Origin of the sequence: Noviluteimonas gilva (assembly GCF_009740395.1) — a bacterium.
Lineage (GTDB): Bacteria > Pseudomonadota > Gammaproteobacteria > Xanthomonadales > Xanthomonadaceae > Noviluteimonas > Noviluteimonas gilva.
Genome location: NZ_WOXT01000001.1, coordinates 573,349 through 596,818 on the forward strand (window position 1 = coordinate 573,349; position 23,470 = coordinate 596,818).

Sequence of the window (23,470 nt, forward strand, 5' to 3'; positions counted from 1 at the left end):
CCATGCAACTCCGCCTTACGCTCGCCACCTGCGCGATCCTCGCCCTCGCCGCGTGCTCCTCATCGCCGGCCACCGAATCGGCCTCCTCCGACGCTGCGATGCCGCCCGCCTCGGCCGCGACCACCACCCCGCCGATGATGGCGCAGACCTGCAAGGCCGATGCCGCGAAGCAATTCGTCGGCCAGGCCCAGACACCCGAAGTCCTCGAACAGGCGCGCGCCGCCGCCGGCGCGAAGACGGTGCGCCTGCTCGCGCCGGACACGATGGCCACGATGGATTTCCGCGAAGACCGTTTGAACGTGCGCACCAACGCCGACAACATGATCGCCAGCGTCGACTGCGGCTAACCGGGTGATCCGTCGAGGATGATCCGCGCGAGCGCGGGTTCGCCCGACTGCAGGAGTTCGACCGGCGTCTTGAGGAAGCCGGTCAACACCATCGCCTCGTTGACGCACCACTCGCGTTCTTCGTGCGTCAGCGTGCGCGTTCCCTCGACCACCGCCTGCAGGATCTCGCGCGACGGCGCGACGAGCACTTCGACATCGAGCAGCTTGCGCACGCGCTCGGTCAATTGCGCATGCAACTCCGGATGCGAGAACCGCAAGTCGCGCGCCGCGGCCTGCCATGCATAGGCCACCTGCTGCGCGGCGTGCGTGGCGGGAATGGGCACTTCGGGCGTGGCGTCGTCCCGCGGCTTCATGCGGATGAGCTTAGCGGCCCCTCCGCCCCACGCTGTGACGCGCTCAGCGCTCCGGAGGTGCGGCCTCGTCGAACTCGGCGGCGGCCAGGGTCGGCGGCACGTAATCCTCGAGTTCGAGGTCTTTCGGCGTGCCCAGTTCTTCGTGATCGTCCAGGCGCGGCTGGTTCTGCCAGTAGCGGTTGTCGGCGATCTTCTCGATGTGGCGGTGCGGTTGCTTGTGCACGGCAACCTCCGGCGGCGGAACAGGCACCGAGCCTGTCACCGCCGGTGTTGCCACCCTGTCAACGCTGCGGCTGCAGCGTCCTGTCGAACAGTTCCAGGATGCGTCGGTATTCGTCGTACCAGCTGTCGGGATGCGTGAAGCCGTGGCGCTCCAGCGGATACGGCGCGAGTTCCCACTTGTCCTTGCGAAGTTCGATCAACTTCTGCGTGAGCACGATCGAATCGCGGAAGAAGACGTTGTCGTCGATCATGCCGTGCGCGATCAGCAGGTTGTCCTGCAAACCGGCGGCGTATTCGATCGGCGAGGACACCTTGTAGGCCTCGGGGTCGAGTTCGGGCGTGTTGAGGATGTTCGAGGTGTACTCGTGGTTGTACTGCGACCAGTCGGTCACCGGGCGCAACGCGGCGCCGGCCTTGAACACGCCCGGCTTCTTGAACAACGCCATGAACGCCATGAAGCCGCCATAGCTGCCGCCGTAGATGCCCACGCGCTCGCGATCGCCCTGCTTGTTGGCGACCATCCAGTCCAGGCCGTCCAGGTAATCCTCGAGTTCCGGCGTGCCCATGCGGCGATAGATGTCGGTGCGCCACTTGCGGCCGTAGCCTTCGGAGGCGCGGTAGTCGAGTTCCATCACGATGTAGCCGCGATCGACGAGCAGGTTATGGAACATCTGCTCGCGGAAATAATTCGGATAACGCTCGCTGACGTTCTGCAGGTAACCGGCACCGTGCACGAACATCACGATCGGATAGTGCTTACCCGGTTCGAGTTGCTTCGGGCCGTAATACTTGCCCCAGATCGTGCCCGCGCCGTGCTTCGACGGCACCTGCACGTATTCCGGCGCGACCCACGTGCGCGCCTTGAAGGCCGGCGTGCGCGTATCGGTGAGTTCGGTCGCACCGTCGCCGTTGCGATTGACCACCGCGAGTTGCGGCGGCACGTAGCTTTCCGAATGACGCACCAGCAACTTCGATTCGTCGGGCGAAACGACGAAATCCTCGACGCCATCCAGCGCCGTCACTTCACGCACCGCGCCACCCTTGCGGTCGACTTCGCAGACTTCGTAATCGCCCGGCCACTTGCGATTGCACAGGAACAGGAAGCGATTGCCGTCGTTCGACAATTGCGGCTGCGAGGTTTCCCAGTTGCCCGAGGTGATCGCGCGCGGCGCGCCGCCGTTCTCGCTCACGTACAGGTGCGAGTAGCCGCTCTCTTCGGAGAGGAACCACAACGCGCCGTCGGGCGCGAAACCGAAGTCGTTGAAGCCCCAGTTGATCCACGCCGGATCGGTGAGGCGATGGCGCGGCTGCAGCTTCGCATTCGCAAGATCGATCGACGCGAGCCAGCGATCCTTGTTGTCGATCGCACGCACCATCACCGCGACTTGGCGGCCGTCGTTGGCCCAGTGGATCGCGGAGGCGCCGCTGTTGTCGCCGGAGGTCAGCACCTGCACGTCGCGATTGCCCTTCAGCGCGTCCTTGCCGGCGGCCTTGCGCATCGCGGCGAGCGGATCGACCGTGATGCCGGGCAGCGCATCGAACTTCACTTCGCGCACCGAACCGTCGCCGACCTTCACCAGCCACAGTCGCTGCGGCACCGGCGCGTTGCGGCCCACGCGCGTGCGCACTTCCTCGAATTCCTCGTAACCCGATTCGGTCACGTACTTGGGCATCTTGCCTTCCTGCCCGACGTCCGCGCCTTTCGCCGTGGTGACGACGAGCAGCCAGTTGCCGTCGGGCGAGAGCGCGCTGTCGGCGATCTCGACATCCGCGCCGAGGTAGGCCGGGACCGGCGCGCGCGTCGGATCGGCGAGACGCCAGGCCTTGTCCTGCGCACGCGCGGCGTCGCGCTGCGCGCGATCGTTGCGGAGCGTGTCGATCAGACGCAGCTGGCGATCACGCAGGTCGTCGGCTTCGGGCTTGGTGTCGGGCGACTTCTCGGCGAGCGGCGTCGCGGCCTGGCGCACGCCGCCGGCGGTCGTCCAGCGATACCAATCGTTGCCCACGCGCCACGACAAACCGCCGTCGCTGCCCCACTGCGGTTGCGCTTCGTCGTCGTTGGTGCGCGTGAGTTGCTGCAATGCGCCGCTGCGCAGGTCGCGCACGAAGACGTCGCCGTTGCGCACGTAGGCCATGCGCGTGCGTTGCATGTCGTACACCGGTTCTTCGGCATCGGCCTCGGCGCGCGCGGCGCCATCGAGCATCGCGGCCGCGCCGCCCGAGATCGGCTGCACCCACGTGTCGCGGATCGTCGCGCCCGTGCGCTTGCGTTGCGTGTACGCGCGGTGGCCATCCCACGACCACCAGGCCGACTCGATCGGCGCGCCGATCCAATCCGGATCCGCCATCGTCTGCGCGAGGGTGATCGGTGCGTTCGGATCGGTCGCGGGCGCGGCCGCGTCCTGTGCGAAAGCGGCGGGCGCGAGGAACAGCAGCAGCGCGAGGGACGCGGGCGTGGGGCGCATGAGGGTCTGTGTGGGCGAAACGGAAGCGCGCAGGTTAACAGTCCCGGATTGACCGGCCGGGGGTCATAGGTCATGCGGAAAGGGCTGCCCCTGCCGCGGGTGAAGACCTCACATCCGGATCGCGGGGCGCGAGGTGGGCACGGCGCTCGGCGCCGGGGCTTCGAGGGGCGCCAGGCCATGCGCCGCCGGACCGTTGAGGCAACTGCCGTCGCGCGCATCGAAGCGCGAGCCATGGCACGGGCAATCCCAACTGCGTTCGGCGTCGTTCCAGTGCACCACGCACCCCAGGTGCGGGCATTTGGCCGAGTGCAGGTGCAACGCGTTGTCCTCGTCGCGGAAGGCGGCGATCTTGTGCAGCCCGCGTCGCAACACCGCGCCCTCGCCCGCCGGCAATTGATCGAGCCCTTCGATCTCGCCCGCGCTGACCCAATCGCTGTAATACGGCATGAAGTTGAGCGTCTCGCGCACGAATGCATCGGCCGCGCGCAAGGTGCGGCGATTCGGCGCATACAGCGCGCGCCACGGCGAATCGCCATCGACGATCAGGTCGGCGACGATCAGGCCCGCGAGCGTGCCGTGCGTCAGGCCATTGCCTGAATCGCCCGTCGCGACGTACACGTTGTCCGCAAGCCCCGGGTTGTGGCCGAGGAAACCGAGTCCGTCGATCGGTTCGATCACCTGCCCCGACCAGCGATAGCCGACATCGAGTGCCATCGGAAAGTGGCTGCGCGCCCAGGATTCGAGCACTTCGTAGTGCACGAGCGTGGAGTCGTCCTGCCCGGTCTTGCGATCCTCGCCGCCGACGAGCAACCACGTGCCGTTACGCGCCGGCGCGATGCGCACGTAGTGATAGGGATCGAGCGTGTCCCACAACAACGCATCGGGCAGGCTGCCGGGATCCAGCCGCAACGCAACCACGTAGGTGCGATACGCGGCCTGTTTGGTGTGGATCGTGACGCGATCGTTGAACGGCACGTTCGCGGCGACGACCACGTTCTCGCATTGCACGCGCGCGCCCGAATCGGTAGTCGCGCCGGCGTTGCCACCGCCGTCGACGTGCACGACGTGCGAATGCGTGTGGATGCGGCCGCCCATGCGCACGATCGCGCGCGCCAGGCCCGTGGTGTAGGCGAGTGCGTCGAAGCGCGCCTGTCGCGGGAATCGCAAGGCCGGGCCGAAACGTTCGAGCCCGCCCGGCGCCGAATCGAGCAGTTCGACATTCAGTCCCGCGCGGCGTGCAGCCTCGTACTCACGCTGCAACACGTCGGCATGCGGATCCCCTTCGCCACGCACCAGATATCCATCCACGCGTGCGAAGGCGCAATCGATGCCTTCTTCCTCGCAGATGTGTTCGATCGTGTCGATCGCGATGCCATGACTGTGCGCGGCCAGGTGCGCGCCGCGTTCGCCGTGCAGGTGTTCGAGTTCGAAGTAGCGATCATCGAGCGCATCGCACAGGTGGCCGGTCGTGCGCGCGGTCTGTCCGCCGTGCAGGTCGTGTTCTTCGAGGACGATGACGTCGTGGCCCGTGCGCGCCAGGCGCCATGCGGTGGTCAGGCCGGCGATGCCGGCCCCGATGACGCAGGTCCGTGCGTGCGCGTCGGCGGTCAAAGGTGCGAAAACGGGTGTGTCGTTCATCGCCATCCACAGCGAACGACTGGGACCGCACGCCTGGGAAGCTCCATTTCGCATTGCGCACCTGCCTTGCGCGTCGTTGCGAGTCTGGAACCACCGTGGTGAGCGGCCGGTGATGCAAACGCCGCTCGGCAGGCGCAGACTATGCAGCGCGGCGCCGCCCCCGCGTGCCGCGGAGCCACTGCGTGGATGCTCTGCTGCTCTCGCGGATCCAGTTCGGGTTCGTCATTTCGTTCCACATCCTTTTCCCTGCTTTCACCATTGGCCTCGCCAGTTGGCTCGCCTTCCTCGAATGGCGCTGGCTGCGCACGCGCGATGGGATGTGGCTGGAGCTGTACAAGTTCTGGTTGAAGATCTTCGCCGTCAGCTTCGGCATGGGCGTGGTGAGCGGCATCGTGATGAGTTTCCAGTTCGGCACGAACTGGGCGATCCTGAGCGAACGCGCCGGCAACATCCTCGGTCCGCTGCTCTCCTACGAGGTGCTCACCGCCTTCTTCCTGGAGGCGACGTTCCTCGGCGTGATGCTGTTCGGCATCAAGCGCGTCAAACCGTCGATGCATTTCTTCGCGACCTGCATGGTCGCGCTGGGCACGCTGATCTCGACGTTCTGGATCATCGCGGCCAACAGCTGGATGCAGACGCCGCAGGGGCATGTGATCGACGCGCAGGGCGTGTTCCAGCCCGCCAACTGGTGGGCGATCATTTTCAATCCGTCCTTCCCGTATCGCCTGCCGCACATGGTGCTCGCGGCGTTCATCACGACGTGTTTCGTGATCGGCGGCGTGTCGGCGTGGTACTTGCGGCGCGGTGTGCACGTGGAAGAAGCCAAACGGATGCTCAAGCTGGCGGTGGCCTTCGCGGCGATCGCGGTGCCGCTGCAGATCCTCGCCGGCGACCTGCACGGCCTGAACGTGCTCAAGCATCAGCCGGTGAAACTCGCGGCGATGGAAGCGCACTGGGAATCGCATCCGGGCGGGATGCCGCTGGTGCTGTTCGCGGTGCCGAACGAACGTGAAGAACGCAACGACTACGAGATCGCGGTGCCGAAGCTCGGCAGCGTGGTGCTCACCCACACCCTGACCGGTGAAGTCCAACCGCTGAAGGCCGTGCCGCGCGAAGACCGCCCGCCGGTGAAGCCGGTGTTCTACGCCTTCCGCGTGATGGTCGGCATCGGCACCTTGATGCTGCTGCTGGCGATGGCCTCCTTGTGGCAATGGCGGCGCGGGCGCCTGTTCGATTCGCCGCTGTTGCTGCGCGGATGGAATTACATGGTGCCTTCCGGCTTCATCGCGCTGCTCGCGGGTTGGTATGTCGTGGAGATCGGGCGGCAGCCGTGGGTGGTGCATGGCGCGTTGCGCACGGCGGATGCGGTTTCGCCGACGCTCGCGGCGGCCAGCGTTTGGACCTCGCTGATCACCTTCGCCGTCGTGTACGCGATCGTGTTCGGCGCGGGCATCTGGTACCTCTTCCGCCTGGTGCAGGCCGGCCCGTCGAAACACGAGCCCGCCCCCGACACAGAGGAAGGCGACAAGACGCCCGCGCGCCCGCTGTCGGTCGGCAACAAGGAGCCCGTGTGATGGAGTACTGGCTGCCCGTCGCCTGGTTCGGCGTGATCGGTTTCGGCGTGCTGATGTACGTGCTGCTCGATGGCTTCGTGCTCGGCCTGGGCATCCTGGCGCCCTTCGCCGAAGACGAGCACCAGCTCGACCACATGATGAACACGGCCGCGCCCATCTGGGACGGCAACGAAACCTGGCTGGTGCTCGGCGGCGCGGGCCTGCTCGCGGCCTTTCCGAAGGCCTACGCGACGGTGCTCTCCGCGCTCTACCTGCCGGTGCTGCTGATGCTGATCGCGCTGGTGTTCCGCGGCGTCGCCTTCGAATTCCGCTTCAAGGCCGTGCGTGGCAAGCCGTGGTGGGGCGCGGCGTTCGCGCTCGGGTCGATGTTCGCGGCCTTCGCGCAGGGCCTGATCCTCGGGGCGATCGTCGAAGGCATGCCGCTGCAGGAAGGCAAGTACGTCGGCGGTGCGTTCGGGTGGTTCAGCCCGTTCTCGATGCTGACGGGCGTGGCGGTGGTGTTCGGTTACGCGCTGCTCGGTTCGACCTGGCTCATCCTCAAGACCGAGGGGCGCCTGCAGCAAATCGCGCGCACGCTCACGCGGCCGCTGGTGCTGGTGGTGATCGCGTTCATGGGGCTGGTGAGTGCGTGGCTGCCCTTCCTCGACTCGCGGATCATGGATCGCTGGTTCGAGGGCGGGAATTTCTGGTGGCTCTCGCCGGTGCCGCTGCTCGCGCTGCTCAATGCGTGGTGGTTGTGGCGCGCGGTGATGCGTGAAGGGCGGGATGCCGCGCCATTCATCCTGGCGCTGTGCTTCTTCGGGCTCGGGTTCGCAGGACTGGTGCTGGGCCTGTGGCCGAACATCGTGCCGCCGTCAATGACGATCTGGGAGGCCGCTTCTTCGCCTTCGTCGCAAATGTTCGTGGGCGTGGGCCTCGTGATCCTGCTGCCGGCGATCCTCGGATACACGTACTGGTCGTACTCGGTGTTCCGCGGCAAGGTGGCGGCCGACTCGGGCTATCACTGAAATCCGCGTCTTCACAACGCGAATTGCGGGTTCCGTCACAACGCCGTTTCCGACACAATCATCGCGTCCCCCGCCCAAGGCCGCGATGCACGCTTTCGTCTACAAGAGCCTCCGGCAGGCCGACACCTACGTCTACCTGGCCAAGCGCGATGATTTCGCGAGCCTGCCGCCGCCGCTCGCGACCCAGCTGGGTTCGCTGCAATTCGTCCTCGAAGTCGCGTTGACGCCCGAGCGCAAACTCGCGCGCGCCGATGCGCAGGTCGTGCGCGCCAATCTCGAAGCGCGCGGCTTCCACGTGCAATTCCCGCCGACGATGCTCGATCCGATGACGGAGGACTGGGGCACCGATGCCTGAGTCGACGCGTTCCATCGGGTGGATCGCCGGCGCCGCACTCGCGGGCGTTGTGCTCACGCTGATGCTGGCGATCAACGCCTGGCCGCTTGCGGTGGCCGGCGCGCTCGCGCAACCGGCGTACGCGCTCGCGGTGTCCTGGTGGCGCGGCACGCGCACGTCGTCGAAGTGGCAGCGCGATGCGTTGGCGCTCGCGGGCACGTGGGTCGCGGGCATCGCAGCCGTGGCCGCGCTGGTCGTCTGGCCGTTGGCGGTCCTGCGCGAAAGCGGAAGTCTTTCTGCCGCGATCGGCCTGAGCGTCTGCGCGGGCGTGGCCTTGCTGCTGCTGTGGCGCACCTGGCCGATGTGGCATGCGCTCGAACGTGAAGGCGGCTCGGTCGCATCGATGTGGCGCAGCCTGTCGGAAGTCGAAATCGGCGCATGGCGCGGATTGGGCGTCGCGGCGATCGTCGCGGGGATCGCCGGCGCGGTGATTGCGCTTGCGTGGCCGGGCCTGGTCGCCGATTCGGCGCGTTGGCTGATGGCCGGTGCGCTCGCGCTGCTCGCGCCTGCGCTGCACTTCGTCCTCCAGACACTCCCGGCGCCCTCGCCGCTGCCGATCGAAACGCAGCTCGCCGCGATGGAAATGGACACCGACACCGGTGCCGTCGAATCGCTGGCGATGGAAGACAACCTCGAGAGCGCGCTCTACGCCGCCGCGCGCAGTGGCCGCGTCGATCGCGCGCTCACGCTGCTGGAATCGGGCGCCAATCCGCACGCATTGCCATTGGCCGACGAACGCGACCAGCGCACTTTGCCGATGCTCGCGGCCATCCTTCCCGATCTGCGCCTACTGCGCACGCTGATCCAGCACGGCGTCGACGTGAACGCCGAACACGGCGGAATGGCGCCGCTGCTCGCCGCCACGCGCGACAGCTGGCACGGTCGCCCCGAAGCGGTGATGACGCTGCTCGCCAACGGCGCCGACCCGCGCGTGGCCGACGCGGACGGCAACACGCCGCTGCATCACGCCGCGCGCAGTTCCGATCCGGGCGTCGCCGCGCTGCTGCGCGATGCGGCCGCCGACATCGACGCGATCAACCGCGACGGCATCACGCCGCTCGGCATCGCCTGCGCATCGGGCAACTGGCGCCTTGCGCGCTTCCTGCTCGAACGCGGCGCGAAGCCCGAACCGAAGGGCGCCTCGCCCGTGTTGCTCGCCGCCGCGGGCACCGAAGAAGACGATGTCGCCGGTGTGCAATTGCTCCTGCGCCACAAGGCGAAGGCCGACGCGCGCGACGCACGCGGCCGCAGCGCGTTGAACGAAGCCGCGCGTTGCGGACACGTGGAAATCGTCGAAGCCCTGCTCGCCACGGGCGCCGATCCGCATGCGCGCGACATCGATGGCCGCACGCCGTGGCTCGACGCCGCGCGCGGCGGTCATCTCGAAGTCCTCGAACGCCTGCTCCCGCATCACCCCGATGTCGCGATCGCCAACGCCGACGGCCGCGACGCGCTGATGCTCGCCGCCACCGCCGACAACGCATCGGCCGCGCTCGTGCGCCGACTGCTCGACCTCGGCCTGGATCCCGCGCGCCGCGACAACGACGGCCGCCGCGCCGCCGAACACGCCGCAGCCGCCGGGCGCTGGACGATCGTCGCCGTGCTCGATCCCGCGTATCCCTTGCCCGCGGCGGTCGCCGATGCGGGCGCGTCATCGGCGCAGATCGATCGCGCACCGGTAACCTTGCTGCGCGATGCGATTCGCGATGGCCGCCTGGACGACATGCACAGCGTCGTCGGCCTGCTCTCATCTCGCGAACTCGGTGCGCAACTGCGCGACATGCCGATCACCGGCCCCGGTGCGCCGGCGAATGTGGCATCGCGCATCGACTGGTTGCTCTCGCAGGGCGCCGATGCCGACCAGCGCGAAGGCCTCGAAGACAACACGATGTTCGCGCTGCTCGCGCAGGGTCCCGTCGCCGCTTCGGCCGTGCAGGCGCTGTTGCGTCGCGCGGTGTCGCCGGCGGGCAGCGGCGGCCTCGCGCGCTTCCTCGCTGCTTGCGTGCAAAGCGATCACGCCGGTCGCGGGCTCGAACAACTCGCGGTGGAGTTGCTCGAACGCGGCGCCGATGCGTGGGCGCCCTCGCCCGCCGGCGATCCGCCACTCGCGCTGTCGGTGCGCCTGGGTTGGTTGCGCGTCGTCGAACGTTTGGTCGCGCAGGGCGTCGATCTGAACGCGCGCGATTCGCACGGCATGACCGCGTTGCACCTGGCCGCGGCGCTCGGTCGCGAAGCCGCGCTGAAGGCGTTGATCGCGCAGGGCGCCGATCCGGACATGCGTGCGGCCGACGGGCAGACGCCGTTGGGCGTCGCGCTCTCGTCGGGCCGTCGCGATCTCGCCGATTGGCTCGACTGGCGCGGCTGGCCGTTGCCGGGTCGTCCGTTGCAGGCGTCGGACTTGCCGTCCGCGGCGATCGTCGGTGAAGCCGATGCGGTGCGTCGCCTGCTCGACCTCGGCCTGTCGGTCGACGCCACGGATTCGCAAGGTTGCACCGCGCTGTTGCGTGCGGCCGGTGGTGGACATCGCGCGGTCGTCGACCTGCTGCTTGCACGCGGCGCCGATCCACGCCTCGCCGCACGCTCCGGCGCGACGCCGTTGTCGGCGGCGGTGAGCATGCGCCAGGTCGACATCGTCGAACGCCTCCTCACCGCAGGCGCGCCGCTCGAACAACGCCTGCCGGGCGACGTCACCGTGTTGATGCTCGCGGCCGCGCTGGGTTTGCCTGACCTCGTCGCACGCCTGCTCACCGCGGGCGCCGATGTGCACGCCGGCGACGCGCAAGGCCTCGCGCCGCTGCATTGCGCCGCGCTTTACGGATTCACCGCGCGCGAACGCCCGCGGTTGGTCGCGTTGCTCGACACCTTGTTGCTCGCAGGCGCCGAAGCCGACCAACCGGCGGCCGGCGGGGTCACGCCCCTGCTGTTGCTGCTCGGCGCGCGTGCGGAACCGGGCACCGCATGCGACGAAGACGTCGTCCTCGCGGGTCTCGAACGCCTGCTCGACGAAACCGTTTCACTCGACGCCCGCGACCCGCGCGGCTTCGGCCCGCTGCACCTGGCCGCACTGCACGGCCTGCTGCAAGTGGTGCATCGCCTGCTGCGCGCCGGCGCCGACCCGGACCTGCGCGACGGCCTCAACCGCAGCGCGCGCGAGATCGCGGTGATGCGCGGCTTCGTCGACGTCGCGGCGGAATTCGCACCGGCGACGCCGGGTGGGGTTTCGATGGCGCGGTTCCTGCGCGAGCCGCGCTGACTGAAAGCGGGAAATGCCGCTGTTGACGGCGCCGGCGACAGGGAGGAGCATCCGCGCCGTCGCCACGAGCGACCAAGGACCCGACGAACCGGTTGAAGTTTGGTCTACCGCCCTGCAAGGGGTTCCACCCAGAGTGGAATAGCCAAGAGTCCCCGGCCCGCTGGACGAAAACCCGCCTCTTCGGCGGGTTTTCCATTTCCGGCGAAGGTCACGCTGGCGGAGGATGCGTCGCACGTCCATTCGCGGCGTTGATGAGCAATGTCGCCAGGCTCACCTTTTTCGCGCCTGACTTCGCCTGGGCAGCATCGTTGCGTGGATACGCGCTTTCGATCTCCATCTCGATGAAGGCCGTGCGGCGCACGAGCGTGAAGTAGACGAAGTATTCGCCCAGCGCGATGTCACTCGGATTGCGCCACACGAAGTAGTTGTGGTGTCGGGTGAAGTAGCAGTGCTTGATGCCCTTCACGATCGCGGGCAGTGAAAGGCTTTCGGTCCAGCGCACCTTGCAGAAGATGCGGCGGTCGGCGGGTCGACGCGTGCAGCCGTACGCGTGCTCCAGGTCGGCGCCCGGCACTTTCTCCGCCGCTTGTGTGAAGCAGTGGTGCGAATAGACCACTCGGAGCTTGAAGATCTTTGCGGCGCGGCCCGGCTTGCGCTGTGTCGCGACGACAGCCGGAATGGCGTAATCGACGAACACCGGATGGAGGTGTGCGACGGAATAGGTCAGGCCGTCCTGATGGTGGTCGCTCCAGTGCGGGCCTGTCGCAAGCGTCGCCAAGTCGCCTCCAACGCCTTGGCGCGCGTCGGAAGCGCTCGGGCTGGTTTCGTGGGATCAGCTCACGAAACTAGTTCCGGGCGCTTGGCGAATCGATCAGCGTCCGACGTTGTGTCGACAAGAAAACGCTACGCATCCCCCGGGCGCACCGACGCCTGGTCCGACGCGGTCATCTCCCCTTCCGCGCGCGGTTGTCCCAAGCCGCCCAGCGCACCTTCGCCGCGGTCGGCGCCGAAGAGTTGTTCGAGTTCGACGCGTGCCTGTTGCACGGTCTGCATGATCGCCTGTTCGTCGTCCTGCACGAGGTACTGCGTGCGCAGCAGGGCTTCATCGTGTTCGCGGAAGCGGCGTGCGCGATCGGCGGCGACGTCCGGGGGCAGGCCCATCTCGACGAGCACGCGTTCGCCCATCACCAAACTCGAATGGAAGGTTTCGCGCACGACCTGCGCGCCGAGGTCCATCAACTGCCACGCGTGGCGTCGGTTGCGGGCACGCGCGAAGACGGTGGCTTCCGGATACTGGCGGCGGATCGTGTTGACCGTGCGCAGGTTCGCTTCGACGTCGTCGATCGCGATGACGAACACCCTGACCTGCGCCGCGCCGGCCGAACGCAACAACTCGGAGTTCGCCGGATCGCCGTAGTAGATCGTGCTGCCGAAGCGGCGCATGAATTCCACCTGCTCCTGGCTGTGCTCGATCGCGATGAACGGGATGCGCTGCGCCGCGAGCAAGCGCGCAACGACCTGCCCGAATCGGCCGAAGCCCGCGATGAGCACCTGCGGTTCTTCTTCCTGCACGCCGATCTTGTCGAACTTCCTGGGCTTCGGCTTCGGCGCGACCAGCCAGCGCGACAGGAAGATGTACAGCGGCGGCGTCAACGCCATCGAAATACCGACGACGGCCACGAGGTGTCCCTGCAGGTCTTGCCCGATCAAGCCGGCGCGCGCGGCATCGCCGAACACCACGAACGCGAATTCACCACCGAGTGCGAGCACGCTGGCGAGCAGGAGCGAATCGCGATTGGGCAATCCGCCCGCGGTGCGCGAGACGGCGTACAGCAGCGCGAACTTCGTCGCCATCAGCAACACCACGCCGATGCCGATGAAATACGGATCGGCGATCACCGCAGGCACGTTGATCGTCATGCCCACCGCGATGAAGAACAGGCCGAGCAGCAAGCCTTCGAACGGTTTGATCTGCGCTTCGAGCTCGTGGCGGAATTCCGAATCGGCAAGCAGCACGCCGGCGAGGAACGCACCCAGGCCCATCGTCAGCCCGGCCAACTGCATGATCCACGCCGCACCGAGCACGGTCAGCAACGCGCTGGCGGTGAAGACTTCCGGCATGTCGATCCGCGCGACGATCCGGAACAATTGCCGCAACAACACGCGACCGCCGACCACCACGATTCCGATCGCACCGAACGCCTTGCCGACCGCGAGCCACGACACGCCTTCGCCCTGCGCGCCGCCGAGCAACGGAATCGCGGCGAGCAACGGGATCGCCGCGAGATCCTGGAACAGCAGGATCGCGAACGCGAGCCGCCCGTGCGCGGTCGTCAACGCCTTGCGTTCGGCCAGCAACTGCAGGCCGACGGCGGTCGAGGAAAACGCGAGGCCCAGGCCCACCACGATCGCCGCGGGGAACGTCACGCCGCGCAACTGCGTGAGCAACGCGAGCGCGATGCCGCAGGCGAGCATCTGCAAACCGCCCGCGCCGAACACCGGCTTGCGCATGACCGACAGGCGTGAAGGCGAGAGCTCCAGGCCGATGACGAACAGCAGCATCACCACGCCGATCTCGCTGGCGCCGAGCACGGGCTCGACATCGCGGATCACGCGGAAGCCGTAGGGCCCGAGCAGCACGCCCGCGACCAGGTAGCCCAGCACCGCCCCGAGCCCGAACTTGCGGAACACCGGGACCGCGATCACCGCGGCCAACAGGAAGACCAGGGCCAGTTCGAGTCCGCCGCCGTGCATGCGCCACCTCCGTTCACCCGATTATGCAGGGTGGCGGCGACGGGTCGGTTGCACCGGCCGTGGCGGCTGCCTAGCATCGGCGCGTGCGCGGGTCCCGCCGCGATCAGGGGAATCAGGGATGGCTCGTTCGAGACTCGCCGGCGCGATGCTGGCGGCGTGGATGTTCGTGTGCGCGCCTGCAATCGCGGGCGAGGCGCAACCTGCGCCGAAAGTGGAAGTCGATGTCGCCGGTCAGTTGTCGATCGACGAGCACGGTGCGGTCAGCGGCGTCGAGCTGACCTCGCAAGTGCCCGATGCGATCGCTGCGATCGTCAAGCACGCCGTGCAGGGGTGGAAGTTCGAGCCCATCGTGCACGACGGCAAGCCGGTGCCGACGAAGAGCAACATGCAGTTGTTCCTCGTGGGCGTGCCGCAGGACGGGGGATTCCGGCTGCGGGTGGAACGCGCGCAGTTCGGGTTTCCGCGGAACTACGACCAGAGCCGCCGCTTGCACAGCAACTTTTTCCCCAAGGAAGCGTTGCGTGGCGGCGTGCTGGGCGAGGTCGTCCTTGCGGTTCACGTCGATGCGGCAGGCAACGTGACCGATGTGTCGCCGCTGCGCTCACGCCTGGTCAAGCGGGGGATGTTGCCGCCCAATCTCATCAAGAAGTGGCGCTCGGACTTCGAGAAGTCCGCGGTGGCGGTGATGCGCGCATTGAAGTTCGAGGCGGCCGATCCCACGCTCCCGGGCGACGGCACCACGGCATTCGTCACCAACGTGAGCTTCGCCAACGACAGCGTCAATCCGGCGGCCTCGATCTGGACGCAGGAAGACACCGCGGTGACCTCCACCGGCATCCCGAACTGGCTCGGTGGCGGCAAGCTCGCCGATGGCGCGATCGATCGCGTGGCCGAAGGCCAGGTCATCGCCTTCGGCGCGGGCCCGGTCCTGCGCTCGGAAGTCGTCGGCACGTTGCTGTGAGGTCCACCATGCGCCGTCGAACACTCGCAGCGGCCGTCGTCCTCGTTGCTTGCTCGTTCGCATCGAACGCCGGCCAGCCCACGGCGCTGAAGCCGCTGTCATTCCGCGCCGAAGCACGCGTGGATGTCGCTGCCGACGGCAAGTTCGTGAAGGCGCAGGCGTCGAGCGACCTGCCCGAACCGGTGCGGCGTTACGTCGAGCAACAACTGGCGAAGTGGACGTACAAGCGTAACGATTCGGGCGGCGGCATCGCCTCGACTTGGGTCGATCTGCGCGCCTGCGCGATGCCGACGACCACCGGCGCGTACTCGATGGGGCTGGCCTACAACGGCAGCGGCCCGATGCTGATGGAGGCGGGACCGCCCCAGAGGCTCGCGTACGTGACCGGCCGAATGCAGCTCTCGGGCACGATCAACCTGCACATCGTGGTCGGCGAAAGCGCCGACGGGGCGACGCTCGAGTCGATCGAAGGCGGGTTCAAGGACCTCACCGCGAAGCAACGCTTCGCGGAGGCGGCGCGGACGTGGGTCGCGACGCTCCGCATGCAACCGGAGCTGATCGACGGCAAGCCGGTTCGCGCGCGCGGCACCATCCCGATCGAGTTGAAGCAGGGGAGTCGAAGCAAGAAACCGACGAAGGAAGAATTGCTCGCGCAGGCGCTCGAATCGCCGCAGTGCAAGCAGGCCGGACAAGCGGCGAACGCGCCGGCGATGACGGCGATGCAATCGAGCGAGGTGGAACGGGTGGTCTCGATCGAACCGGTGATCTGATTCGCATCGCGTCCAGCCGCCAATCCCCGGAAAACAAAAGGCCCCGGTGAGCGCACCGAGGCCGATCGCCGACCGGGATATCCCCAATCCGGAAGCGATTGTCCGGCGGGAAGCGAAGCCATGCAAGGGTTCATCGAAACGAAAACGCCCCGCATCGCGGGGCGTTTCGTCTTTCCTGCGGATGCCGCGCCTCAGCGCTTCATCGACCCGAAGAACTCGTCGTTGGACTTGGTGTTCTTCATCTTGTCGAGCAGGAATTCCATCGCGGCGATCTCGTCCATCGGATGGAGGAGCTTGCGCAGGATCCAGATCTTCTGGAGCATTTCCGGATCGATGAGCAGGTCTTCGCGGCGCGTGCCCGAGCGGTTGATGTCGATCGCCGGGTAAACGCGCTTTTCGGTGATGCGGCGGCTCAGGAGCACTTCGGAGTTGCCGGTGCCCTTGAACTCTTCGTAGATCACCTCGTCCATCTTGCTGCCCGTTTCGACCAGCGCGGTGGCGATGATCGTCAGCGAACCGCCTTCTTCCACGTTACGCGCGGCGCCGAAGAAACGCTTCGGGCGATGCAGCGCGTTGGCGTCGACGCCGCCGGTGAGCACCTTGCCGGAGCTCGGGACGACGTTGTTGTAGGCGCGGGCCAGGCGGGTGATCGAGTCGAGCAGGATGACGACATCCTTCTTGTGCTCGACCAGGCGCTTGGCGCGCTCGATCACCATTTCGGCGACCTGCACGTGGCGGGCGGCGGGCTCGTCGAAGGTCGACGAAATCACCTCGCCGCGCACGGTGCGCTGCATTTCGGTCACTTCTTCCGGGCGCTCGTCGATGAGCAGCACGATCAGGTGCACGTCCGGATGGTTGGTCGTGATGGCCGTGGCGACCTGCTGCAGCATCATCGTCTTGCCGGCCTTCGGCGGCGAAACGATCAGGGCGCGCTGGCCCTTCCCTTGCGGGGCCATCAGGTCGAGGATGCGGCCCGAGATGTCCTCGGTGCTGCCGTTGCCGCGCTCCAGCGTGAAGCGGCGACGCGGGAACAGCGGGGTGAGGTTCTCGAACAGGACCTTGTTCTTCGACGCTTCGAGCGGCTCGCCGTTGATCGTGTCGACCACCGACAGCGCGAAGTAGCGCTCGCCGTCCTTCGGGAAGCGGATGCGGCCGGAGAGATGGTCGCCGGTGCGCAGGTTGAAGCGGCGGATCTGGCTCGGAGAGATGTAGGTGTCGTCCGGGCCGGCGAGGTAGCTCGCCTCGGCCGCGCGGAGGAAACCGAAACCGTCGGGCAGGATTTCGAGCACGCCGTCGGCGGCGACGCCTTCACCGTGGCGGGTCAGCACCTTGAGCAGGGCGAAGATCACGTCCTGCTTGCGGGCGCGGGCCACGCCTTCGGAGATGTTCAGCTGCTCGGCGATCTCCAGCAGCTTCGGCGCCGGCATGCGCTTGAGGTCGCTGAGGGAGTACTGCGGGAAGCCTTCGGGCACGCTCGGCGGCGGCATGCGCTGCTGCTGCGGGAAGGACTGCTCGCCACCGTTGTCCTGGGGGATGCCTTCTTCGCGATAGCGGTCGCGCTGGCGGTCGCGGCGGTTGCGGAAGCGATCGCGGCGATTGTTGTTGTTGAAGCGTTGCTGGTCGCCCTGGCCTTCCTGGCCACCGCCCTGGTCGCCTGCATCGCCCTGCGATTGCTGGCCCTGCGACGGCTGGCCCTGCGATTGCTGCGGGGCCTGCGCTTGCGGCGCCTGCGGTTGCGGAGCCTGCGGCTGCGGCGTGGGGGCCGCGGGCGGCGGGGGCGCGGCTTGTGTGGCCGGCGCGGGCGGAGTGGCTACGGCGGTGTCGCCCGCTGCAGTGGCGCGCGGTTTGCGCACGCGCTTCGCGGCGACGTCGCCGGAGTCGGTGGTGTTGTCTGACAAGCTGGAATTCCTCGCTAAGCGGCGAGCGCTCGCGGTGCGCGAGCGGGGTTCTGGAAAGAGGGTTTCAGTAGGGTGCGGCGCGCGCATCGCGGCGCCGGGTAGCTGAAAACTAGCACTGCCCCGGCGCGGCGGCAAGCGTGCCGACGTCACCAGGGAGTGTGGGTCGCTGGAAGTCGCGGCCGCGCGAAGACCGGCCGCGAGGTCGAATGGCGCCTCAGAGCGCCTTGTCGAGCATCTGCGCGAGCTGCGCCTTGCCCACGGCGCCGATCTGGGTGGCCTGGACCTGGCCGTCCTTGAACAGGAGCAGCGTGGGGATCGAGCGCACGTGGTACTTCATGGCCGTGCTGCGATTGGCGTCGATATCGACCTTCACGATCTTGGCGCGGCCGGCGTAACCGGCGGCCAGCTCGTCGAGGGCCGGGGCGATCATCTTGCACGGGCCGCACCAGGTCGCCCAGAAATCCACGAGCACCGGCCCGGATGCGTTGAGCACCTGATTGTCGAAATCGGCGTCGCTGGCGTGGATGACGGTGTCGTTCATTGCGTCCTCGGGGTGGTTCTGCGGCGGCCTTGGCCGCGCGTGAAGTAAAGGAACCCGCGGGCATCCGCGGGCTGCTGCTAGACTTGGGCGCTCGACGCGGCGGCTTCAAGCCCCGCCCGCACCCGGATTCAGCGTCCCGGCAGTCTGCTTCGCAGCCGCCCCCCGACGCAAGGGCGACCCGGCGCCACCCACAGTATTGAGCGCATGAGCGACAAGCCCCTAACCGATATCGCCTTCTCCGAATTCGACCTCCATCCCGCGCTGCTGGCCGGGCTCGAGGCCGCCGGGTTCAACCGTTGCACGCCGATCCAGGCGCTGACGCTGCCGATCGCCCTTGCAGGGCGCGACGTCGCCGGCCAGGCCCAGACCGGCACGGGCAAGACCCTGGCCTTCCTGATCACGACGCTGAACCGCCTCCTGACGCGCCCGGCCCTGGCCGACCGCAAGCCGGAAGACCCGCGCGCGCTGATCCTCGCGCCCACCCGCGAACTCGCCATCCAGATCCACAAGGACGCGGTGAAGTTCGGCAGCGACCTGGGGCTCAAGTTCGCCCTCGTCTATGGCGGCGTGGACTACGACAAGCAACGCCAGCTGCTCCAGGCCGGCGCCGACGTGATCATCGCGACCCCGGGCCGCCTGATCGACTACGTCAAGCAACACAAGGTGGTCTCGCTGCACGCCTGCGAAATGTGCGTGCTCGACGAAGCCGACCGCATGTTCGACCTGGGCTTCATCAAGGACATCCGCTTCCTGCTGCGCCGCATGCCCGAGCGCACCACGCGGCAGACGATGTTGTTCTCCGCCACCCTCTCGCACCGCGTGCTGGAGCTGGCGTACGAACACATGAACGAGCCGGAGAAGATCGTCGTCGAGAGCGAGTTCGTGACCGCCGCTCGCGTGCGCCAGAAGATCTACTACCCGGCCGACGAAGAGAAGATCCCGCTCCTGCTCGGCCTGCTCTCGCGCAGCGAAGGCGCGCGCACGATGGTGTTCGTGAACACCAAGGCCTTCGTCGAACGCGTCGCCCGCTCGCTGGAGAAGGCCGGCTACCGCGTCGGCGTGCTCTCCGGCGACGTGCCGCAGAAGAAGCGCGAGTCGCTGCTCAAGAAATTCCAGGCCGGCCAGCTCGAGATCCTCGTGGCGACCGATGTCGCCGCGCGCGGCCTGCACATCGACGGCGTTTCGCACGTCTACAACTACGACCTGCCCTTCGATGCCGAGGACTACGTCCACCGCATCGGCCGCACCGCGCGCCTGGGCGCCGAGGGCGACGCGATCAGCTTCGCCTGCGAGCGCTACGGCATGTCGCTGCCCGACATCGAGGCCTACATCGACCAGAAGATCCCGGGCGAGCACGTGACGCCGGACATGCTGGTCGCGGTGCCGCGTGCGCCGCGCCCGGTGGTCGAAGGCGAAGTGGGTGGCGAAGACGACAGCATCCACACGATCTTCCGCGAAGCGCGCGAGCAGAAGGCGGCCGACGAGCAGCGTCGCGGCGGTGGCCGCGGCAAGCCGGGCGGTCCGCGTTCGGGCAGCGGTTCGCGTGCGGGCGGCCGTTCCGAGGGTGGCCGTTCTGAGGGCGGAAGCGGCGAGCGCCGCACCCCGCGTCCGCCGCGCAAGCGCGAAGGCGATGTCGTCGCGGCCGACGCCGCGCCGAAGGTCGAGGCCACGTCCAAGCCCGTCGCCGCGCCGGCGCCGAAGCCGCATGGCAACGGCGAAGCGGCGCATGCCGAAGGCGACCGCGCACCGCGCAAGCGCCGTCGCCGTCGTGGCGGCCGCCGCATCGAAGGCGCCGACACGTTGCAGGCCACGCCGGCCCCGGTCGCCGCGGCCAACAACGAGGGGCCGTCCGACACGCGTCCGTCGCTGCTGGCGCGCATCGGCAAGGGCTTGAAGTCGCTGGTCACGCGCGCGCCGCGTTCGCAGCACTGACGCCGCAAGGCGGGGATCGCGCAACTGTGAACCCCGCCTTCGCTGGAATGGCGAATCGCGCCATACTCCGCCCATGTCGGTCCTGCGCTTCGACAACGTCAGCAAGCAATACCCCGGCGGCCACGTTGCACTGACGGATGTCAGTTTCGCGGTGGCGCCGGGCGAAATGCTGTTCGTCACCGGTCACTCCGGTGCGGGCAAGAGCACGCTGCTCAAGTTGATCCAACTGGCCGAGCGTCCCTCGCGCGGCACGGTGCTCTTCGATGAGAAGAACCTGGCGAAGGTGCGCGGCGGCAAGGTTGCGTTGCATCGTCGTTCGGTCGGCGTCGTCTACCAGAACCATCAATTGCTCATGGATCGCACGGTCGGCGAGAACGTCTCGCTGCCGCTGATCCTGCGCGGCATGAAGCGCGGCGAGATCGGCAAGCGCGTGCGCTCGATGCTCGATCGCCTCGGCCTCGGCCCGCGCGAGAAGGCCCTGCCCTCGCAACTGTCGGCCGGCGAGCAGCAACGCGTCGGCATCGCGCGCGCGCTCGTCGCCGAACCGATGCTGCTGGTCGCGGACGAACCGACGGGCAACCTCGATCCCACGCTGTCGGCCGAAATCCTGGCCTTGTTCGCGGCCCTGCCCGAACAAGGCACCAGCGTGCTCGTCGCCAGCCACGACCTCGGCCTGATCAAGCGCATGCGCAAGCGCGTCCTCGTGCTCGACCAGGGCAAGCTCGCCGACGACATCGCGCCGGAGGAGCTTGCCGATGTCTGAGCAAGTGAGTGCGGGCAACGGACACATCGCAAGGAACGGTCGGGACCGCCGCGTGCATTCCAGCGGCCTGGGCGCATGGTTCGACCATCATCTCTACAGCTTCATGGCCAGCCTCGGCCGCGTGTTCCGCAAGCCGTGGGCCACGTTGCTGACGATCGGCGTGATGGCGGTGGCGCTCGCGCTGCCGCTCGGGTTGTGGATCGTGCTCGCGAACGTCGAACGCTTCGCCGGGCAAGTGCAGACCTCGCGCCAGATCGCCGTGTACCTGAAAGACGGCACGGATGCCGCGCGCGCGAATGCGATCGCCACCGATCTGCGCAAGCGCGCGGAAGTCGCATCCGTCGACGTGCGTTCGCCCGACCAGGGCCTGCAGACGCTGCGCGAACGCGATGGTCTTGGCGAAGCGATCGACGCCCTCGCCGCCACCGGCGATGCGAATCCGCTGCCGTGGCTGCTCGTGGTCGCGCCGCGCGGCGATGACCTGAATCTCGCCGAATCGCTGCGCCAATTGCCCGACGCCGATCTCGTGCAACACGACGCGCTGTGGCGTAAACGCCTCGACAACTGGCTGCGATTCGGCGGGCGCGTCGCGCTCGTGCTCGCGGGCCTGCTCGGTCTCGGCGCGTTGCTCGTCGTCGGCAACACGGTGCGCCTGGACATCCAATCGCGTCGCGAAGAGATCGGCGTGCTGCAGTTGCTCGGCGCCACCGACGGTTTCATTCGCCGCCCGTTCCTCTATTTGGGCGTGTGGTACGGCCTCGCCGCCGGTGCGCTTGCGCTCGCGTTGCTCACGGCCGCGTGGATCGCGTTGCGCGCGCCGCTCGCGGAACTCGCGGGCAGTTACGGCAGCGGATTCACGTTGCAGGGGGTCGATGCGGTGCAAGCCGCGATCGTCATCGGTGGTGCGACGCTGCTCGGTTGGATCGGCGCCGGCGTCGTGACCGGCCACTTCCTCCGCCAGACGCGGCCGACGCGATGAGCAAGGCCCCCGCCGATCTGCGCCATTTGATCAGCGACGCACCGCGCGTCATGGTCGTCGATGGATCGAAGCTCGTGCGCAAGTTGATCGGCGACGTGCTGATCAAGGAATTGCCGAACGTCGAAGTGATCGGCTGCGCCGGGCTGGAAGAAGCGAAGGCCGCGCTCGAAACCGGGCCGTTCCACCTCGTCACCACCGCATTGATCCTCCACGACGGCGACGGCCTCACGCTCGCCAAGGCCGTGCGCACCGCATCGGGCCAGGCGTACGTGCCGGTGATCGTCGTGTCGGGCGAAGCGCAGGCGCGCCTGGAAGATCGCAGCCTGAGCGAAGACGTCACCGATTATTTCGACAAGGGCCTGGGCCACACGGCGCTCGCGGCATTCATCCGCGGCTACGTGCAGCCCGAACCGGTCGCCGGCGCGCGCGTGCTGTATGTCGAAGACAGCCGCGTGGTCGCGCTCGCCACCAAGCGCATGCTCGAACGCCAGGGCCTGAGCGTCGTGCACACCATCAGCGCCGAAGACGCGTTGAAGTACCTGGAAGCCAATCGCGAAGGCGCGGATGCGCCGGGCGCGGATCTCGTGCTCAGCGACGTGTATCTGAAGGGCGAACTCAGCGGCCGCGATCTCCTGGCGCGCATCCGCAACGACTTCGGCTACAACAAGCGCCAGTTGCCCGTGTTGGTGATGACCGGCGACGAGAACAAGGACAACCAGTCCGGCCTGTTGCGCGAAGGCGCGAACGACCTGGTGCTCAAGCCGATCGAGGAGCGCCTGCTGGTGACCAAGACGCTCTTCCAGCTGCGCGTGGCGAAGCTGCCGGAGCAGCGCAGCATCGACGCATGAGCGAAGTGGCGGCCACGGGCGACGGCGACCGCATTCGCCTGGATCCCAGTTGGAAGCAGCGCATCGGCGAATACCTCACGCACGAAGACATGCAGTCGCTGCGCGCCTTCCTGCGCGAACGCATGCAGAAAGGTGCGCGCGTGTTTCCGCCGGCGCCGCAGATGTTCGCCGCACTCGACGCCACGCCCTTCGACAAGGTCAAAGTGGTCATCCTCGGCCAGGATCCGTACCACGGCTTCGGCCAGGCGCATGGCCTGTGCTTCTCCGTGCAACACGGGACCGCGGTACCGCCGTCGCTGGTGAACATCTTCAAGGAACTGCAGCGCGACCTCGGCATCCCGACGCCGACGCACGGCTGCCTCGATCACTGGGCCGAGCAAGGCGTGCTGCTGTTGAACGCCGTGCTGACGGTGGAGGAAGGCCGCGCCGGCGCACACCAGGGCAAGGGGTGGGAAGGTTTCACCGACCACATCGTCGAAACGCTCAACCGCGAACGCGAACACCTCGTCTTCCTGCTGTGGGGCGCGTACGCGCAGGCGAAAGGCAAGATGATCGATACGGCGAAGCATCGCGTGTTGAAGGCGCCGCATCCTTCCCCGCTGAGCGCGCATCGCGGGTTCATCGGATGCGGGCATTTTTCGAAGGCGAATGAGTATCTCGTTCGCCACGGAATGACGCCGATCGATTGGAGCTTGCCTTGATCGGCGGACGTCTGGGGTAATCACGCGCGGCAAAGCCTCCATCGGGAAAGATTTCCGTTTCGGAGGTCAC

At 67.6% G+C, this 23,470-nt stretch carries 20 protein-coding genes; 12 read left to right on the top strand and 8 right to left on the bottom strand.

Features of this window, described 5'->3' with window-relative positions:
* Positions 1-2: 2 nt before the first annotated feature.
* On the top strand, positions 3-347 hold the full coding sequence (locus GN331_RS16650; protein ID WP_156640068.1) for an I78 family peptidase inhibitor: 345 nt from the start codon (positions 3-5) through the stop codon (positions 345-347).
* Here the strand turns inward: GN331_RS16650 and GN331_RS02640 are convergent.
* The 4 genes from GN331_RS02640 to GN331_RS02655 all read right to left on the bottom strand — a co-directional run bounded on the left by GN331_RS02640 (position 344) and on the right by GN331_RS02655 (position 5,025).
* Positions 344-700: a hypothetical protein gene (locus tag GN331_RS02640; protein WP_156640071.1), complete on the bottom strand. Its 357-nt coding sequence runs from the start codon at positions 698-700 to the stop codon at positions 344-346. The two genes, GN331_RS16650 and GN331_RS02640, sit on opposite strands and share 4 nt — an antisense overlap.
* Positions 701-743: 43 nt before the next feature.
* A complete protein-coding gene (locus tag GN331_RS02645) occupies positions 744-923 on the bottom strand; it encodes a hypothetical protein (RefSeq protein WP_156640073.1) in 180 nt (59 codons plus the stop codon).
* A 58-nt stretch (positions 924-981) separates the two neighbouring features.
* The gene (locus GN331_RS02650) at positions 982-3,387 is read right to left on the bottom strand and encodes a S9 family peptidase (RefSeq protein ID WP_156640075.1); all 2,406 of its coding nucleotides are present in this window, start codon (positions 3,385-3,387) and stop codon (positions 982-984) included.
* 108 nt (positions 3,388-3,495) lie between these two features.
* On the bottom strand, positions 3,496-5,025 hold the full coding sequence (locus GN331_RS02655) for an FAD-dependent oxidoreductase (protein ID WP_197426976.1): 1,530 nt from the start codon (positions 5,023-5,025) through the stop codon (positions 3,496-3,498).
* 182 nt (positions 5,026-5,207) lie between these two features.
* Here GN331_RS02655 and GN331_RS02660 point away from each other — a divergent pair, with 182 nt between their 5' ends.
* From GN331_RS02660 to GN331_RS02675, 4 genes are all read left to right on the top strand, one after another.
* Positions 5,208-6,599, top strand: coding sequence for a cytochrome ubiquinol oxidase subunit I (locus tag GN331_RS02660; RefSeq protein ID WP_331713339.1), 1,392 nt, complete (start codon positions 5,208-5,210; stop codon positions 6,597-6,599).
* Positions 6,599-7,606: a cytochrome d ubiquinol oxidase subunit II gene (cydB, locus tag GN331_RS02665; RefSeq protein ID WP_156640079.1), complete on the top strand. Its 1,008-nt coding sequence runs from the start codon at positions 6,599-6,601 to the stop codon at positions 7,604-7,606. The genes GN331_RS02660 and cydB overlap by 1 nt, the downstream gene beginning before the upstream one ends.
* 85 nt (positions 7,607-7,691) lie before the next feature.
* Positions 7,692-7,961 (top strand): YcgL domain-containing protein, encoded by a 270-nt coding sequence (locus GN331_RS02670; protein WP_156640081.1) that lies wholly within the window; start codon positions 7,692-7,694, stop codon positions 7,959-7,961.
* Positions 7,954-11,253 carry an ankyrin repeat domain-containing protein gene (locus tag GN331_RS02675; RefSeq protein WP_156640083.1) on the top strand — a complete coding sequence of 1,100 codons (3,300 nt, stop codon included), beginning with the start codon at positions 7,954-7,956 and terminating at the stop codon, positions 11,251-11,253. Before GN331_RS02670 ends, GN331_RS02675 begins: the two co-directional genes overlap by 8 nt.
* A 208-nt stretch (positions 11,254-11,461) precedes the next feature.
* On the opposite strand, the gene GN331_RS02680 is transcribed toward GN331_RS02675, so the two are convergent.
* Both GN331_RS02680 and GN331_RS02685 read right to left on the bottom strand, forming a co-directional pair.
* Complete coding sequence (locus GN331_RS02680) at positions 11,462-12,031, bottom strand: hypothetical protein (RefSeq protein WP_156640085.1); 570 nt, start codon at positions 12,029-12,031, stop codon at positions 11,462-11,464.
* Between the two features lie 125 nt (positions 12,032-12,156).
* Positions 12,157-14,007, bottom strand: a complete 1,851-nt coding sequence (locus tag GN331_RS02685; RefSeq protein ID WP_156640087.1) for a monovalent cation:proton antiporter-2 (CPA2) family protein — start codon at positions 14,005-14,007, stop codon at positions 12,157-12,159.
* A 118-nt stretch (positions 14,008-14,125) separates the two neighbouring features.
* On the opposite strand from GN331_RS02685, the gene GN331_RS02690 reads away from it, so the two are divergent.
* Both GN331_RS02690 and GN331_RS02695 read left to right on the top strand, forming a co-directional pair.
* Positions 14,126-14,968, top strand: a complete 843-nt coding sequence (locus tag GN331_RS02690; RefSeq protein ID WP_156640089.1) for an energy transducer TonB — start codon at positions 14,126-14,128, stop codon at positions 14,966-14,968.
* A gap of 8 nt (positions 14,969-14,976) precedes the next feature.
* The gene (locus tag GN331_RS02695; protein ID WP_156640091.1) at positions 14,977-15,738 is read left to right on the top strand and encodes an energy transducer TonB; all 762 of its coding nucleotides are present in this window, start codon (positions 14,977-14,979) and stop codon (positions 15,736-15,738) included.
* A gap of 191 nt (positions 15,739-15,929) precedes the next feature.
* On the opposite strand, the gene rho is transcribed toward GN331_RS02695, so the two are convergent.
* Together rho and trxA are read right to left on the bottom strand one after the other, a co-directional pair.
* Positions 15,930-17,636 carry a transcription termination factor Rho gene (rho, locus tag GN331_RS02700; protein ID WP_156640093.1) on the bottom strand — a complete coding sequence of 569 codons (1,707 nt, stop codon included), beginning with the start codon at positions 17,634-17,636 and terminating at the stop codon, positions 15,930-15,932.
* 214 nt (positions 17,637-17,850) lie between these two features.
* Positions 17,851-18,177 (bottom strand): thioredoxin TrxA, encoded by a 327-nt coding sequence (trxA, locus tag GN331_RS02705; RefSeq protein WP_156640095.1) that lies wholly within the window; start codon positions 18,175-18,177, stop codon positions 17,851-17,853.
* Between the two features lie 204 nt (positions 18,178-18,381).
* Between trxA and rhlB the strand changes: the two genes are divergently transcribed.
* The 5 genes from rhlB (at position 18,382) to ung (ending at position 23,400) form a co-directional block, all read left to right on the top strand.
* Complete coding sequence (gene rhlB / locus GN331_RS02710) at positions 18,382-20,109, top strand: ATP-dependent RNA helicase RhlB (protein WP_156640097.1); 1,728 nt, start codon at positions 18,382-18,384, stop codon at positions 20,107-20,109.
* A gap of 73 nt (positions 20,110-20,182) precedes the next feature.
* Complete coding sequence (gene ftsE, locus GN331_RS02715) at positions 20,183-20,872, top strand: cell division ATP-binding protein FtsE (RefSeq protein ID WP_156640099.1); 690 nt, start codon at positions 20,183-20,185, stop codon at positions 20,870-20,872.
* Between the two features lie 25 nt (positions 20,873-20,897).
* The gene (gene ftsX / locus GN331_RS02720) at positions 20,898-21,851 is read left to right on the top strand and encodes a permease-like cell division protein FtsX (protein WP_425489273.1); all 954 of its coding nucleotides are present in this window, start codon (positions 20,898-20,900) and stop codon (positions 21,849-21,851) included.
* Positions 21,848-22,699 carry a response regulator gene (locus GN331_RS02725; RefSeq protein ID WP_156640103.1) on the top strand — a complete coding sequence of 284 codons (852 nt, stop codon included), beginning with the start codon at positions 21,848-21,850 and terminating at the stop codon, positions 22,697-22,699. The genes ftsX and GN331_RS02725 overlap by 4 nt, the downstream gene beginning before the upstream one ends.
* Positions 22,696-23,400, top strand: a complete 705-nt coding sequence (ung, locus tag GN331_RS02730; protein ID WP_156640105.1) for a uracil-DNA glycosylase — start codon at positions 22,696-22,698, stop codon at positions 23,398-23,400. The genes GN331_RS02725 and ung overlap by 4 nt, the downstream gene beginning before the upstream one ends.
* Positions 23,401-23,470 lie beyond the last annotated feature (70 nt).